This window comes from Paracoccus denitrificans (assembly GCF_900100045.1).
GTDB classification, from domain to species: domain Bacteria; phylum Pseudomonadota; class Alphaproteobacteria; order Rhodobacterales; family Rhodobacteraceae; genus Paracoccus; species Paracoccus denitrificans.
The window spans coordinates 1-14,390 of sequence record NZ_FNEA01000005.1 but is presented as its reverse complement, the minus strand read 5'-3'; the positions used below and the strand labels follow the sequence as shown (position 1 = coordinate 14,390).

Below are 14,390 nucleotides of genomic sequence, written 5' to 3'. Positions count from 1 at the left end.
CGCGGCACGGACTTTCTGCCATGCAGCAAATTCCTGCCGCGCCGTTTCCGGCAGAGCTCTTCAATTCCTGCGCGATTTCGGTCAAAAAAGTATCGGTATTTTTTTGGCCCTGATGTGGATCGCGGCACGGCTTGAAGCTTATGGTTCCTGGACGTTCGCGGCAGGCCCGGCAGGGCTCGCGGCGCGCAGGGAGGAAGGCCAATGCAACCCGATCTGGAACTGGTCCACATCCGCAAGGGCGAATCCTTCGCCGCGTGGATGCACGGCTATCCGTTCCGCACGGTGCGCTGGCATTACCATCCCGAATACGAGATCCATCTGGTCGTCGCGACCTCGGGCACATTCTATATCGGCGACCATGTCGGCAGCTTCCGGCCGGGCCAGCTGATCATGACCGGCCCCAACCTGCCGCAGAACTGGATCAGCGACATCCCGCCCGGCGAGGCGGTGCCGCTGCGCTCGCTGGTCATCCAGTTTCCCGAAGCCTTCATCGACGAGGCCAGCACCGCCATGCCCGAGATGCAGGCGCTGGGTCCGCTGCTGGAGCGCTCGCGCCGCGGCTTGCTGTTCGACGACGCGACCAGCGCCCGCGTCCGTCCGCTGATGGAGCGGCTGGTCGAGGCGCAGGGGCTGCGGCGGCTGGCGCTGTTCTGGGAAATCCTGGACCTGCTGGCCAATGCGCCGGAATACGAGGTGCTGGCGAGCCTCAGCTTCGAGCTGGACCTGACGCGCATCCACGACGGCGGCATCAACCGCGCGCTGGGCTATCTGCGCGAGCATCTGACCGAGCAGATCGAAGAGGGCGAGCTGGCCGAGATGGTCGGGCAAAGCCAAAGCGCCTTTTCCCGCGCCTTCAAGCGCCATACCGGCACCACGCTGGTGCGCTATCGCAACCAGTTGCGTGTCGACCTGGCCTGCCAGATGCTCTTGACCGATCCCGACATCAAGGTGGCCGAGATCTGCTATGAGGTCGGGTTTTCGAACCTGTCGAACTTCAACCGGCATTTCCTGAAGCTCAAGGGAATGTCGCCCTCGCAGTTCCGCGCGACATTCGCGGCCCAGAAGGCGCTGGTCATGGCGGACTGACAAGAACCGACATTGCGGAATTCACCAATTCGGGTGGCGCGCCGCCGCCCGGAGACGCGCAGGCTTTGCCTGCTTTCATCCAGATGGGAGGGAACCCCGATGAAATCGAAACTTCTTACCGCTTCGGCCGCGCTGGCGCTGCTGGCGGCCCCGGCGCTCGCGCAGGACAAGCTCAAGATCGGCATGACCTTCCAGGAGCTCAACAACCCCTATTTCGTGTCCATGCAAGAGGCGCTGAACGAAGCCGCCGCCAGCCTGGGCGCGGATGTCGTCGTGACCGATGCCGGCCATGACGTCGCCAAGCAGATCTCGGATGTCGAGGACATGCTGCAGCAGAACATCGACATCCTGCTGCTGAACCCGACCGACAGCGCCGGGATCGAGGCCGCCGTCCACGCCGCCAAGGCCGCCGGCGTCACCGTGGTCGCGGTCGATGCGAACGCGAACGGCCCGGTCGATACCTTCGTCGGCTCGAAGAACCGCGATGCGGGCTACATGTCCTGCAAGTATCTGGGCGAGGCGCTGGAGGGCAAGGGCGAGGTCGCGATCCTGGACGGCATCCCGGTCGTGCCGATCCTTCAGCGCGTCGAGGGCTGCAAGGCCGCGCTGGAAGAGTTCCCGGAAATCACCCTGGTCACCACCCAGAACGGCCGCCAGGACCGTTCGGTCGCGCTGGGCGTGGTCGAGAACATGATCCAGTCGCATCCGAATCTGGCCGGCATCTTCTCGGTCAACGACGGCGGCGCCATGGGTGCGCTGGCGGCGATCCAGGGCTCGGGCAAGGACATCAAGCTGACATCGGTCGACGGCGCACCCGAGGCGGTCCAGGCTATCGCCGCGGGCGGCCCCTTCATCGAGACCACCGCGCAATTCCCGCGCGACCAGGTCCGCGTCGGCCTGGCCATGGCGCTGGCGCAGAAATGGGGCGCCCGCGTGGTGCCGAAGGAAGTGCCGATCGACGTCATGGTCGTCGACGCCGAGAACGCTGCCGAGTTCAGCTGGTAAGGGTTCCTCCCCGCGCCCGCCCCTGCATGTCGCGGGGGCGGGACATTTCCCAGCCATTCAGGAGGGCATGATGCTGGAACTGAACGGAATCCGAAAAAGCTTCGGCAAGATCGAGGTGCTGCACGGCGTCGATCTGGAGGTCCGCGCGGGCGAGGTCCATGCGCTTCTGGGCGAGAACGGCGCCGGCAAGTCCACGCTGATGAAGATCCTGTGCGGCATCATCCAGCCCAGCGAGGGCACGATCCGCATCGAGGGAACCGAGCGCCATTTCGCCGATTACGACCAGGCCATCGCCGCCGGCATCGGCATCGTGTTCCAGGAATTCAGCCTGATCCCCTATCTCGACGCGGTCGAGAACATGTTCCTGGCGCGCGAGATGCGCGGGCCGCTGGGCATGCTTGACCGCAAGGCGATGCGCAAGCGCGCCGCCGAGATCATGCGCCAGCTGGCCGTCGATGTGGCCCTGGACGTGCCGGTGCATCGCCTGTCCGTCGCCGAGCAGCAATTCGTCGAGATCGCCAAGGCGTTGTCGCTCGACGCCCGCATCCTGGTCCTGGACGAGCCGACCGCGACCCTGACCCCCTCGGAGGTCGAGCACCTGTTCAAGGTCATGCGCGAGCTGCGCCGGCAGGGTGTGGCGATCATCTTCATCTCGCATCACCTGGAAGAGATATTCGAGATCTGCGACCGCATCACCGTGCTGCGCGACGGTGAGTTCGTCGGTTCCTGCGCGGTTTCCGAGGTCGACAACGACCGGCTGGTCGAGATGATGGTCGGCCGCCGGATCGAGAACAACTTCCCGCCCAAGCCCGCCGCCGCCCCCGCCGCCCCGCTGGCCGTCGAGGTCGAGGAGGTGCAGCTGAAGAAGGGCGGCCCCGTCTCGCGCTTTGCGCTGCGCAAGGGCGAGATCCTGGGCTTTGCCGGGCTGGTCGGTTCGGGCCGCACCGAAACCGTGCTGGCGATGCTGGGGGCGTATCCGGCCCAACGCTGCAAGGTGAAGGTGGACGGGGTCGAGAAACGCTTTCGCGGCCCGGACGAGGGGCTGGCGCATGGCATCGGTCTGCTGCCCGAAAGCCGCAAGGAGCAGGGGCTGATCACCAGCTTTTCGATCCTGCAGAACGTCTCGCTGAACAATTACGGCAAGTATCGCAAGAACCACTGGTTCATCGACCTGAAAAAGGAACTGGCCGCGACCGAGACCGCCATGGCGCAGGTCCGGGTCAAGGCGCAGGGGCCGCATGCCCGCGTCGATACGCTGTCGGGCGGCAACCAGCAAAAGGTCGTCATCGCCCGCTGGCTGAACCACGACATGCAGGTGCTGATCTTCGACGAGCCGACGCGCGGCATCGATGTCGGCGCCAAGGCGGAAATCTATGCGCTGATGCGCGCCTTCACCGAGAAGGGCGGGGCGATCATCATGATCTCGTCCGAACTGCCCGAGGTGATCGGCATGTCCGACCGGGTCTGCGTGTTCCGCTCGGGCGGGATCGTGGCCACGGTCGAGGGGGCCGAGATCAATTCCGAAACCATCATGACCCATGCCACGACCGGGAGAGTTGAACATGTCGCATGACGCAAACACCGGCTCGGCCGGGAAAACCGGCGGCTTCTCGCTTGGCCGCCTGCTGCATTCGCCCCTGGCGCTGCCGCTGATCGGGCTGATCGTCGTATCGATCCTGATGGGGCTCGCCAGCGACAATTTCTTCAGCCTGAACAATATCATGAACGTGCTGCGGCAGGTGTCGGTCGTCGGCATCCTCGCGGTGGGCATGACCTTCGTCATCCTGACCGGCGGCATCGACCTGTCGGTCGGCGCGGTGATGGCGCTGGTCGGCACGCTCAGCGCGGGGCTGATGGTCAACATGGGCCTGCCGGCGCCGGTGGCGCTGCTCACCGGGCTGCTGATCGGCCTGGGCATCGGGCTGGCGAACGGCGTGCTGGTCGCCTGGGGCCGGATGCCGGCGATCATCGTGACGCTGGCCACCATGGGCATGGCGCGCGGGCTGGGCCTGATCTATTCGGGCGGCTATCCGATCAGCGGCATCCCCGGCTGGATCTCGTGGTTCGGGGTGGGCCGCGTCGGCGTGGTGCCGGTCCCGGTCATCATCATGGTGCTGATCTACGCCCTGGCCTGGGTGCTCTTGCAGCGCACTGCCTTTGGCCGCCATGTCTATGCGCTTGGCGGCAACGAGACCGCGGCGCGGCTTTCCGGCGTCAAGACCCAGCGGGTCAAGCTGGCAGTCTATGGCATCTCGGGCCTGACCTCGGCCTTGGCCGCGGTGATCCTGACCGGGCGGCTGATGAGCGGCCAGCCCAATGCCGGCCAGGGCTTCGAGCTTGACGCCATCGCCGCCGTGGTGCTGGGCGGCACCGCCATCTCGGGCGGGCGCGGACTGATCCTGGGCACGCTGATCGGCGCGGTCCTGCTGGGCATCCTGAACAACGGCCTGAACCTGATGGGCATCAACCCCTATCTGCAGGACGTCATCAAGGGCGCGATCATCCTGCTGGCCATCTATATCGGGCGCGAATGGCGCTGAGCCCCGCCCAACCCATTAGAAAGACAGGAGAATGGAATGTCTGAATCGCTGGACGGCAAGATCGCCGTCATCACCGGCGCGGCCTCGGGGATCGGCCTTGCCGCCACCCGGCGGCTGCTGGATCGCGGTGCCACCGTGGTCATGGTGGACTGGAACGAGGCGGCGCTGGCCGAACTGGCCGGCAAGCTGGGCGACAGGGCGATCCCGCAGGTGACGAACCTGCTCGACGTCGACAGCTGCAATGCGATGATCCCCGAGATCCTGGCCAAGGTCGACCATATCGACATCCTCTATTGCAATGCCGGCACCTATATCGGCGGCGAGTTGACCGAGACGACGCCCGAGGCCATCGACCGGATGCTGAACCTCAACGTCAACGCGGTGATGAAGAACGTCCGCGCCGTGGTGCCGCACATGACCCGGCGGAAAACCGGCGACATCGTCGTCACCTGCTCGATCGCCGGCCATTTCCCGACCTGGTGGGAGCCGGTCTATTCCGGCTCGAAATGGGCGATCACCAGCTTTGTCCAGGGCATGCGCCGGCAGATGATCCCGCATGGCGTGCGCGTCATGCAGGTCTCGCCCGGCCCGGTGGTCTCGGCGCTGCTGGCCGACTGGCCCGAGGAGAATTTGCGCAAGGCCAGGGAATCCGGCAGCCTGATCGACGCGGAAGAGGTTGCCGATGCGCTCGAATACATGCTGACCCGCAAGCGCACCGTCACCATCCGCGACATGCTGGTGTTGCCGACCAATTTCGACCGCGTCTGACGCCCGGCACCCGGAACGGAGTAGCGCCATGGACCAGTATCTGATCGGCATCGACGTGGGCACCGGCTCGGCCCGGGCCGGGGTCTTCGACCGCGCAGGCCGGCTGCTTGCCACCGCCAAGCGCCCCATCGAGATGCACCGCGAACGCGGCATCGTCGCCGAACAGTCCAGCGAGCAGGTCTGGCGGGCCGTGTGCGATTCCGTCCGGGAAAGCGTGGCCCGCGCCGGGATCGATCCGGCGCAGGTCGCGGGCATCGGCTTCGACGCCACTTGCTCGCTGGTCGTGCGCGGGGCGGGGGATGCCACGCTGCCGGTCGGCGATCCCGCCCATCCCGAGCGCGACATCATCGTCTGGATGGACCACCGCGCCGTGGAACAGGCCGAGCGCATCAACGCGCAAGGCCACGACGTGCTGAAATATGTCGGCGGCCGCATCTCGCCCGAGATGGAGACGCCGAAGCTGCTATGGTTGCGCGAGAACCGGCCCGAGACCTATGCGGCGGCCGCGCATTTCTTCGACCTGACCGATTTCCTGACCTGGAAGGCGACCGGCGCGCTGGAGCGTTCCGCCTGCACCGTGACCTGCAAATGGACCTATCTGGCGCATGAGGGGCGCTGGGATGCGGATTATTTCCGCCAGATCGGACTGGGCGACCTGGCCGATAACGGTTTCGCCCGCATCGGTTCGCGTGTCGTCGATCCCGGCACTGCGCTGGGGGCGGGGCTGACCGCGGCCGCTGCCGAGGCCATGGGGCTGCGCCCCGGCACCGCGGTCGCGGCGGGGCTGATCGACGCCCATGCCGGCGGCGTCGGCACGGTCGCGGCCGGGGGCGATGCGACGAAATGCCTGGGCTATGTCTTCGGCACCTCGTCCTGCACCATGACCACGACGCGCGAGCCGGCCTTCGTGCCCGGCGTCTGGGGGCCTTATTACTCGGCCATGGTGCCCGGCATGTGGCTGAACGAGGGCGGCCAGTCCGCCGCCGGTGCCGCCATCGACCAGCTGGTGCAACTGCATCCCGCCACGGCCGAGGCCACCGCTCTGGCCGAGGCGGCGGGCAAATCGCTGCCGCAATGGCTGGCCGACCGGGCGCTGGACCTGGCAGGCGAGGCCAGCGCTGCGGTGCGGCTGGCCGACGAGCTGCATGTGGTGCCCGAGTTCCTGGGCAACCGCGCCCCCTTCGCCGATCCCCATGCCCGCGCCGTCGTCATGGGGCAGGGGATGGAGAGCGGACCGGATTCGTTGGTCGCGCTTTATGTCGCGGGGATCTGCGGCCTTGGCTACGGGCTGCGCCAGATCATCGAGACCCAGGCCGCCCATGGCGCCCCGGTCCAGACGATCAGCACCAGCGGCGGCGCCGGCGCGCATCCGCTGACCCGGCAGCTTCTGGCGGATGCGACCGGGCTGCCGGTCGAGGTGACGGAATGCCCCGAGCCGGTGCTGCTTGGCTCGGCCATGCTGGGCGCGGTGGCGGCGGGGGTCTATCCCGACCTGCATACCGCGATGCCCGCCATGTCGCGCATCGCGATGCGCTGCGCCCCCGATCCCGCCGCCCGCGCGCGGCAGGACGCGCGCCACGCCGCCTTCCTGGCGCTGCAATCCACGGCGCGGCAGATCCGCGCCACCATGGCGGCTTTGCCGTCCACCTGAACATGCGAGGGACCATGCAATTCTCGGGCAAGACCGTCATCATCACCGGCGCGGGCAAGGGCATCGGCCGGGCCTGCGCCCGGCTCATGGCCACCCGCGGCGCCGAGGTCGTGGCGCTGAGCCGCACCCAGTCCGACCTCGACAGCCTCGCGGCCGAGATCGGCGCGCGCGGCATCCGCGTCGATCTGGCCGATCCGGTTGCTGCCCGCGCCGCCATGGCCGAGGCCGGGACCGCCGACTATCTCGTCAACAGTGCCGGCATAAACGTGCTGGAAAGCGTGCTGGACATGACCGAGGCCGGCTATGAGGCGGTCTTGGGCATCAACCTGCGCGCGGCGCTGATCTGCTGCCAGGAATTCGCCCGCGGCCGCGTGGCGGCGGGGGGCGGCGGCGCCATCGTCAACATCACCTCGATCGCCGGTCACCGCGGCTTTCAGGATCACCTGTGCTATGCCGCCTCCAAGGCAGGGCTGGAGGGCGCGACCCGCGTGCTGGCCAAGGAGCTTGGCCCGCACGGCATCCGCGTGAATGCCGTGGCGCCCACCATCACCCTGACCGAACTGGCTGCCGAAGCCTGGAGCGACCCGGCGAAAAGCCAGCCGATGATGGTGCGCCATCCGCTGGACCGCTTTGCCGAGGCCGAGGAGGTCGCGCAGGGCATCGCGCTGCTGCTCTCGGAGGACAGCCGCATGGTCTCGGGCGCGGTGCTGCCGGTGGATGGCGGTTTCCTGGCTGTCTAGGGCCTTCCTGTCGCCGGGATTCGGCCGGGCGGCGGGGAACCCGCGCCCCGGATCGCGGATTGTCCCTTGGCGCAAAGCCGGCGCGGGCAGGGGGCAGCCGCCATGCTTGAGGAACTTCACCGCATCTTCCTGGGCGACCAGGACCTGGGCTTCGCCTGGGAGGTCTTTTTCCGCACTGTCATCATCTATTTCTATACGCTGGCCCTGATGCGCTGGCTGGGCGGGCGCACGGTGGCGCAGCTTTCCATCGTCGAGTTCCTGCTGGTCATCGCCATCGGCTCGGCGGTGGGGGATTCGCTGTTCTACCCGGATGTGCCGCTGCTGCCCGCCATGTTCGCGATCTTCCTGGTCGCGGGCTTCAACAAGCTGGTGGACGAGGCGATTCTGTCCTCGGACCTGCTGACCCGGCTTTTCGAGGGCCGGCCGCGCATCGTCGTCACCGAAGGCCGGGTGCATGGCGACCGCCTGCGCCGGCAGGGCATCGGCATGAACGAGCTTTACCTGAAGCTGCGCGAAAGGGGCGTGACCGATCTTTCCGAGGTCAAGTTCGCCATCCTCGAGGCGAACGGCTCGCTTTCGGTGCTGAGGCGGGGTCAGGAGGGCGCGGCCGGGCTTTACCATCCGCCCGCCGTCCCGCAGCGGGAACTGGCCCGCATGGGCAAACCGTAAGCCCGGGCCTCGGCTGCGACGGGCTGCACGAACCTTCACCTGAAACCGGAATCTGCCGGGCGAAAGGGCAGTGACGCAATGCGACACCGCCTTCGTCGCCTGCGTCCTGCCGGCTGCGGCGACAAGTGAGTTGCATTCCTCGACAAGCGCCGATTACTGTTGGCGGGCGGAACGAAGAACCAATAGAAACAGGGAGCCCGCATCGTGACAGCAGACCCCGGCAACGACGCTTTCGTTGTCTTCGATCATGTCCAGAAAAGCTATGACGGCCAGACACTTGTCGTCAAAGACCTGAACCTGACCATCGGCAAGGGCGAATTTCTGACCATGCTTGGCCCGTCCGGCTCGGGCAAGACCACCTGCCTGATGATGCTGGCGGGGTTCGAGACGGCGACCCATGGAGAGATCCGGCTGGACGGCCGCAACATCAACGACGTGCCGCCCCACCGGCGCGGCATCGGCATGGTGTTCCAGAACTATGCGCTGTTCCCGCATATGAGCGTGGGCGAGAACCTGTCCTTTCCGCTGGAAGTGCGCGGCATGGGCAAGGACGAGCGCGAGACGCGCGTCACCCGCGCGCTCGACATGGTGCAGATGGGCCAGTTCAAGAATCGCCGCCCGGCCCAGCTTTCGGGCGGCCAGCAGCAGCGTATCGCGCTGGCGCGCGCGCTGGTCTTCGACCCCAAGCTGGTGCTGATGGACGAGCCGCTGGGCGCGCTCGACAAGCAGCTGCGCGAGCATATGCAGTTCGAGATCAAGGCGCTGCACGACCGGCTGGGCATCACCGTGGTCTATGTGACCCACGACCAGGGCGAGGCGCTGACCATGTCGGACCGAATCGCCGTGTTCAACGACGGCCGCATCCAGCAGCTTGCGCCGCCGCCGGTGCTCTATGAGCAGCCCGAGAACAGCTTCGTCGCCGGCTTCATCGGAGAGAACAATGCGCTGCGCGGCACCATCGAGCAGCTTCAGGGCGACAAGACGCTGGTGCGGCTGGGCAATGGCGAGCTGATCGACGCCACCGCCGTCAACATCCGCGAAGTCGGGCAGGTCACCACGGTCTCGATCCGGCCCGAGCGGGTCGAGTTCAAGCCCGAGCTGATGCCGGCCGGCGCCCATACCATCGAGGCGCAGGTGCGCGACGTGATCTATATGGGCGACATCCTGCGGGCGCGGCTGCATGTCGCCGGCCAGGACGATTTCGTCATGAAATACCGCAATACGCTTGGCCAGGTGAAGCTGTCGCCCGGCCAGACGATACGGATCGGCTGGCATCCCGAGGACGCCCGCGCCCTCGATCCGGTCTGAGTGTGCATCGAGCAAGGAACCAGGGAGTTATGATGAAACGCACGCTGATACTGACCTCTGCGCTGGTCACCGTCGCGGCCGCCGCCCAGGCGCAGGACAAGCAGGTCAACCTGCTGTCCTGGGGCGGAGCCTATGGCATGAGCCATGTCGAGGCCTATGCCAAGCCCTTCGAGGCCAAGACCGGGATGAAGGTCCAGGTCTCGGACGCCGACAACCCCGCCACCCCGGTCAAGGCCCAGGTCGAGGCCGGCAACGTCTCGATCGACGTGGCTTCGGTCGAATATGCCGATGCCGTGCGGCTTTGCGACGAGGGACTGCTGGAAGAGATCGACCCCGCGATCCTGACCCCCGCCGCCGACGGCACCGCCGCCGCCGATGACTTCATCGAGGGCGCGATCACCGAATGCTTCGTCGGCACGGATGTCTATTCGATGATCCTGGCCTATGACGACAGCAAGTTCCCCGATGCCAAGCCCGCCGGCGCGGCGGATTTCTTCGACACGGCCAAGTTCCCCGGCAAGCGCACCATGCGCAAGGGCGCCAAGTTCAACCTGGAATTCGCGCTGATGGCCGATGGCGTGGCGCCCGGCCAGGTCTACGAGGTGCTGGGCACGCCCGAGGGCGTGGACCAGGCATTCGCCAAGCTGGACACCATCAAGAACGACGTGATCTGGTGGGAGGCCGGTGCGCAGCCGCCGCAGCTTCTGGCCGATGGCGAGGTGAGCATGGCCTTTGCCTTCAACGGCCGGATCTTCAACGCCGCCCAGCAGGAGGGCAAGCCCTTCAAGATCGTCTGGGACGGCCAGATCTACGAGATGGAGGGCTGGGTCATGCCGAAAGGCGCGCCCAACCCCGAGGCCGCCAAGGAGTTCATCGCCTTCTCGACCGCGCCCGAGCAGCAGGCCCGCGCCGCCGAGTTCATCAGCTATGGCCCGCCGCGCACCTCTGCCGCCGCCCTGGTCGGCAATATCGAAGGCACCGACGTGCCGATGGGTCCGAACCTGCCGACCTTTGCCGAGAACCTGGAGAACGCGCTGGCCTCGAACCTGGACTTCTGGGTCGATCACGACGCCGAGTTGCAGGAACGCTTCAACGCCTGGCTGGCGAACTGACATGCCCGGCCCGCGGCGGGGCAGACCCGCCGTGGGCCATGCAGAGCCCTGACGGGCCAAGAAACGGCCAAAGAGCCGCATACCAACGGGAGTAGAACATGAAAACCACATTGATCCTGACCTCGGCGCTGTGCAGCCTCGGTCTGGCGGCCCATGCCCAGAACAAGGAGGTCAACGTCGTCTCCTGGGGCGGAGCCTATGAAAGATCGCAGGTCGAGGCCTATAACATCCCCTTCGCCGAGCAGACCGGCATCAAGGTGAACATGCTGGCCGCCGACAACCCGGCCACGCCGCTGAAGGCGCAGGTCGAGGCGGGCAACATCACCGGCGACGTCTTCGACATCGAGGTCTCGGACGCGATCCGGCTTTGCGACGAGGGCGCGCTGGTCGAGATCGACCCCGCCATCCTGCCGGCCGCACCCGATGGCACGCCCGCCACCGACGACTTCATCCCCGGCGCGTTGCATGAATGTGCCGTGGCGAACATCTTCTGGGGCACGGTCATCGCCTTCGACACCACGAAGTTCGAGGGCGAGAAACCCTCGACCGCCGCGGACTTCTTCGACACCGCCAAGTTCCCCGGCAAGCGCGGCCTGCCCAAGAACCCCAAGCGCACCCTGTATCTGGCGCTGATCGCCGATGGCGTGGCGCCCGACCAGATCTATGAGGTGCTGGGCACGCCCGAGGGCGTCGACCGCGCCTTTGCCAAGCTCGACACCATCAAGCGCGACGTGGTCTGGTGGGAGGCCGGCGCCCAGCCGGTGCAGTTGCTGGCCGATGGCGAGGTGGTGATGGCGACCGGCTATAACGGCCGCTTCTTCGACGCCATGGTCGGCGAGGGCAAGCCCTTCGAGATCATCTGGGACGGGCAATACATGGACATGGACATGTTCGCCATTCCCAAGGGCTCGCCCAACCCCGAGGCGGCGCTGGAATACCTGAAATTCGCCACCGCCACCGAACAGCTGGCCAATCAGGCGAAATACATCGCCTATGGCCCGTCGCGGCAAAGCTCGGCGGCGCTGGTCGGGCTCTATCAGGACGGCAAGACCGAGATGGGGCCGCATATGCCGACCAATCCCGAATACATGAAGACCGCGGTCATGGACGACCCGGAATTCTGGGCCGACCATTCCGCCGAGCTGGCCGAGCGCTTCAACGGCTGGCTGGCCAACTGACAGCCGCATCGCGCCGCGGCCCGCCGGTTCGGGCCGCGGCTTCGACCAAGGATCTTGCCCGACAAAGGACCGAGATGGCCAAAGCCCTTGACCCCCATGCCGCGATCGTGACCGAGGCCGGCGGCCTCGACGAAGGCGGAACGCTGAGAACCGCCGACGGTCGTCCGTTGAGATCTGCGCTTGCGCGGAGTTCGCGTCGTGCGCGTCGTCGTGCGTTTTTCCTGGTGCTTCCGCTTCTGCTTTTCGTGCTGATCACCTTCGTGGTGCCGATCGGGCAGATGCTGCAGCGCTCGGTCAAGAACGAGGGCTTCTCGGCCAACATGCCGCAGCTCAGCGCCTGGTTCCACGACAACCCCCGCGGCACCGAGCCCGACGATGCGGCCTGGGCGGCGCTGGCCGCCGACCTGACCGCCGCCGCCCAGGCCCGCACCATCGGCGTGGTCGGCACCCGCATCAACTACGACATGCCGGGCACGCGGTCGCTGTTCACCTCGGCCGGGCGGCAGGCGCGCGGCGGCATCGAGCCGCCCTATCGCGAGGCGATCCTGGAGATGGACGCCCGGTGGGGCAATCCCCGGCTGTGGTCGGTGATGCGAGAGGCCGCCTCGCCCTATACCGCCAACTTCTACCTCGCGGCGGTGGACCGCACCCGCGACGACCAGGGCGACATCGTCTCCGCCCCGGCGCAGCAGCAGATCTACGGCAAGCTGTTCCTGCGCACCTTCTGGCTGTCGCTGGCCATCACCGCCACCACCTTCCTCCTGGGCTTTCCGGTCGCGCATCTGCTGGCCACCCTGCCGATGCGGCAGTCCAACCTGCTGATGATCCTGGTGCTGCTGCCGTTCTGGACCTCGCTGCTGGTCAGGACCACGGCCTGGATCGTGCTGTTGCAGCAGCAGGGCGTGGTCAACGACGTGCTGGTCTGGCTGGGGGTGATCGGCAACAACCAGCGGCTGCAGATGATCTTCAACCAGACCGGCACGATCATCGCCATGACCCATATCCTGCTGCCCTTCATGATCCTGCCGCTCTATTCGGTGATGCGCACCATCAATCCCAGCTACGTGCGCGCCGCGCGCAGCCTGGGCGCGACCAGCTGGACCGCCTTCCGCCGCATCTATTTCCCGCAGACCCTGCCGGGGCTGGGGGCGGGGGCGCTGCTGGTGTTCATCCTGGCGGTGGGCTACTACATCACGCCGGCGCTGGTCGGCGGCTCGTCGGGGCAGCTGATCTCCAACATGATCGCGATGCACATGACGCAGACGCTGAACTGGTCCATGGCGGCCGCGCTGGCGGCGCTGCTGCTGGGCGGGGTGCTGATCCTCTACTGGGTCTACGACCGTCTCGTCGGCATCGACAACCTGAAACTGGGGTAACCGCCATGGCGCTTCCGACCTATGCCTCGCCCTTGGAGAAGACCTGGCACTACGCCTATCTGGCGATCTGCGCGGCGATCTTCTTCTTCCTGATCGCGCCGATCGTGGTGGTGATCCCGCTGAGCTTCAACGCCGAGCCCTATTTCACCTTCACCGACCGGATGCTGTCCTTCGACCCGGACGGCTATTCGCTGCGCTGGTACGACAGCCTGCTGACCTTCGGCATGGCGCGGCCGGACGCGCCGCGCGACCTGAGCTGGTGGGCGGATGCCTGGCGGAACGCGAAATGGGTGAATGCGGCGAAAAGCTCGATCATCATCGGCTTTTTCTCGACCATCCTGGCCACGGTGCTGGGCACGCTGGCGGCGCTGGGGCTGTCGCGGCCCGAGATGCCGTATCGCCGGGCGATCATGGCGGTGCTGATCTCGCCGATGATCGTGCCGATCATCATCACCGCGACGGGGATGTTCTTCTTCTACTCGAACCCCTGCGAGCCCCTGACCTGGATCGGCCTGGACCCGCAATGCGGCCGGCTGGCGGGCACCTATCTGGGGGTGATCCTGGCCCATGCCACGCTGGGCATTCCCTTCGTGATCATCACGGTGACGGCGACGCTGATCGGCTTCGACCAGTCGCTGAACCGGGCGGCGGCGAGCCTGGGGGCGAACCCGCGCACGACCTTCTTCCGCATCACCATGCCCCTGATCCTGCCCGGGGTGATCTCGGGGGCGCTGTTCGCCTTCGTGACCTCCTTCGACGAGGTGGTGGCGGTGCTGTTCATCGCCGGGCCGGACCAGCAGACCATCCCGCGCCAGATGTGGAACGGCATCCGCGAGCAGATCTCGCCCGCCATCCTCGCCGTCGCCACGCTGCTGGTCATCTTCTCCATCGCGCTCCTCACAACCGTCGAGATGCTCAGAAGAAGATCCGAAAAACTCAGAGGGCTGACCCCAGGGT

13 protein-coding genes are annotated in these 14,390 nt (G+C 66.7%); all 13 read left to right on the top strand.

The features are described from left to right. Positions 1 to 201 precede the first annotated feature (201 nt). Complete coding sequence (locus tag BLT64_RS04985; protein ID WP_011748448.1) at positions 202 to 1,086, top strand: AraC family transcriptional regulator; 885 nt, start codon at positions 202 to 204, stop codon at positions 1,084 to 1,086. A 99-nt stretch (positions 1,087 to 1,185) separates the two neighbouring features. Next, positions 1,186 to 2,091 (top strand): ABC transporter substrate-binding protein, encoded by a 906-nt coding sequence (locus BLT64_RS04980; protein WP_011748447.1) that lies wholly within the window; start codon positions 1,186 to 1,188, stop codon positions 2,089 to 2,091. Between the two features lie 67 nt (positions 2,092 to 2,158). After that, the gene (locus BLT64_RS04975; RefSeq protein ID WP_254777237.1) at positions 2,159 to 3,664 is read left to right on the top strand and encodes a sugar ABC transporter ATP-binding protein; all 1,506 of its coding nucleotides are present in this window, start codon (positions 2,159 to 2,161) and stop codon (positions 3,662 to 3,664) included. Beyond that, positions 3,654 to 4,631: an ABC transporter permease gene (locus BLT64_RS04970; protein WP_011748445.1), complete on the top strand. Its 978-nt coding sequence runs from the start codon at positions 3,654 to 3,656 to the stop codon at positions 4,629 to 4,631. Before BLT64_RS04975 ends, BLT64_RS04970 begins: the two co-directional genes overlap by 11 nt. Positions 4,632 to 4,667: 36 nt before the next feature. Next, entirely contained in the window at positions 4,668 to 5,399 is a 732-nt protein-coding gene (locus tag BLT64_RS04965) for an SDR family oxidoreductase (RefSeq protein ID WP_011748444.1), read from the top strand. A 28-nt stretch (positions 5,400 to 5,427) separates the two neighbouring features. Then, positions 5,428 to 7,050: an FGGY-family carbohydrate kinase gene (locus BLT64_RS04960; RefSeq protein WP_011748443.1), complete on the top strand. Its 1,623-nt coding sequence runs from the start codon at positions 5,428 to 5,430 to the stop codon at positions 7,048 to 7,050. Between the two features lie 14 nt (positions 7,051 to 7,064). Further along, on the top strand, positions 7,065 to 7,790 hold the full coding sequence (locus BLT64_RS04955; protein WP_041529941.1) for an SDR family oxidoreductase: 726 nt from the start codon (positions 7,065 to 7,067) through the stop codon (positions 7,788 to 7,790). Between the two features lie 102 nt (positions 7,791 to 7,892). After that, entirely contained in the window at positions 7,893 to 8,459 is a 567-nt protein-coding gene (locus BLT64_RS04950; protein WP_011748441.1) for a DUF421 domain-containing protein, read from the top strand. A gap of 204 nt (positions 8,460 to 8,663) precedes the next feature. Continuing rightward, the gene (locus tag BLT64_RS04945) at positions 8,664 to 9,767 is read left to right on the top strand and encodes an ABC transporter ATP-binding protein (protein ID WP_011748440.1); all 1,104 of its coding nucleotides are present in this window, start codon (positions 8,664 to 8,666) and stop codon (positions 9,765 to 9,767) included. A gap of 32 nt (positions 9,768 to 9,799) precedes the next feature. After that, positions 9,800 to 10,879: an ABC transporter substrate-binding protein gene (locus BLT64_RS04940; protein WP_041530241.1), complete on the top strand. Its 1,080-nt coding sequence runs from the start codon at positions 9,800 to 9,802 to the stop codon at positions 10,877 to 10,879. 98 nt (positions 10,880 to 10,977) lie between these two features. Then, on the top strand, positions 10,978 to 12,057 hold the full coding sequence (locus BLT64_RS04935) for an ABC transporter substrate-binding protein (protein WP_011748438.1): 1,080 nt from the start codon (positions 10,978 to 10,980) through the stop codon (positions 12,055 to 12,057). 74 nt (positions 12,058 to 12,131) lie between these two features. Continuing rightward, positions 12,132 to 13,433, top strand: coding sequence for an ABC transporter permease (locus tag BLT64_RS04930; protein ID WP_011748437.1), 1,302 nt, complete (start codon positions 12,132 to 12,134; stop codon positions 13,431 to 13,433). Positions 13,434 to 13,438: 5 nt separating this feature from the next. Continuing rightward, a partial coding sequence (locus tag BLT64_RS04925; RefSeq protein WP_011748436.1) for an ABC transporter permease occupies positions 13,439 to 14,390 on the top strand: 952 nt, incomplete at its 3' end.

What these genes read in the sequence shown, in the direction of transcription:
- BLT64_RS04985 (WP_011748448.1), top strand. Translation starts at nt 202, where the DNA reads ATGCAACCCGATCTGGAACTGGTCCACATCCGCAAGGGCGAATCCTTC.
- BLT64_RS04980 (WP_011748447.1), top strand. Translation starts at nt 1,186, where the DNA reads ATGAAATCGAAACTTCTTACCGCTTCGGCCGCGCTGGCGCTGCTGGCG.
- BLT64_RS04975 (WP_254777237.1), top strand. Translation starts at nt 2,159, where the DNA reads ATGATGCTGGAACTGAACGGAATCCGAAAAAGCTTCGGCAAGATCGAG.
- BLT64_RS04970 (WP_011748445.1), top strand. Translation starts at nt 3,654, where the DNA reads ATGTCGCATGACGCAAACACCGGCTCGGCCGGGAAAACCGGCGGCTTC.
- BLT64_RS04965 (WP_011748444.1), top strand. Translation starts at nt 4,668, where the DNA reads ATGTCTGAATCGCTGGACGGCAAGATCGCCGTCATCACCGGCGCGGCC.
- BLT64_RS04960 (WP_011748443.1), top strand. Translation starts at nt 5,428, where the DNA reads ATGGACCAGTATCTGATCGGCATCGACGTGGGCACCGGCTCGGCCCGG.
- BLT64_RS04955 (WP_041529941.1), top strand. Translation starts at nt 7,065, where the DNA reads ATGCAATTCTCGGGCAAGACCGTCATCATCACCGGCGCGGGCAAGGGC.
- BLT64_RS04950 (WP_011748441.1), top strand. Translation starts at nt 7,893, where the DNA reads ATGCTTGAGGAACTTCACCGCATCTTCCTGGGCGACCAGGACCTGGGC.
- BLT64_RS04940 (WP_041530241.1), top strand. Translation starts at nt 9,800, where the DNA reads ATGAAACGCACGCTGATACTGACCTCTGCGCTGGTCACCGTCGCGGCC.
- BLT64_RS04935 (WP_011748438.1), top strand. Translation starts at nt 10,978, where the DNA reads ATGAAAACCACATTGATCCTGACCTCGGCGCTGTGCAGCCTCGGTCTG.
- BLT64_RS04930 (WP_011748437.1), top strand. Translation starts at nt 12,132, where the DNA reads ATGGCCAAAGCCCTTGACCCCCATGCCGCGATCGTGACCGAGGCCGGC.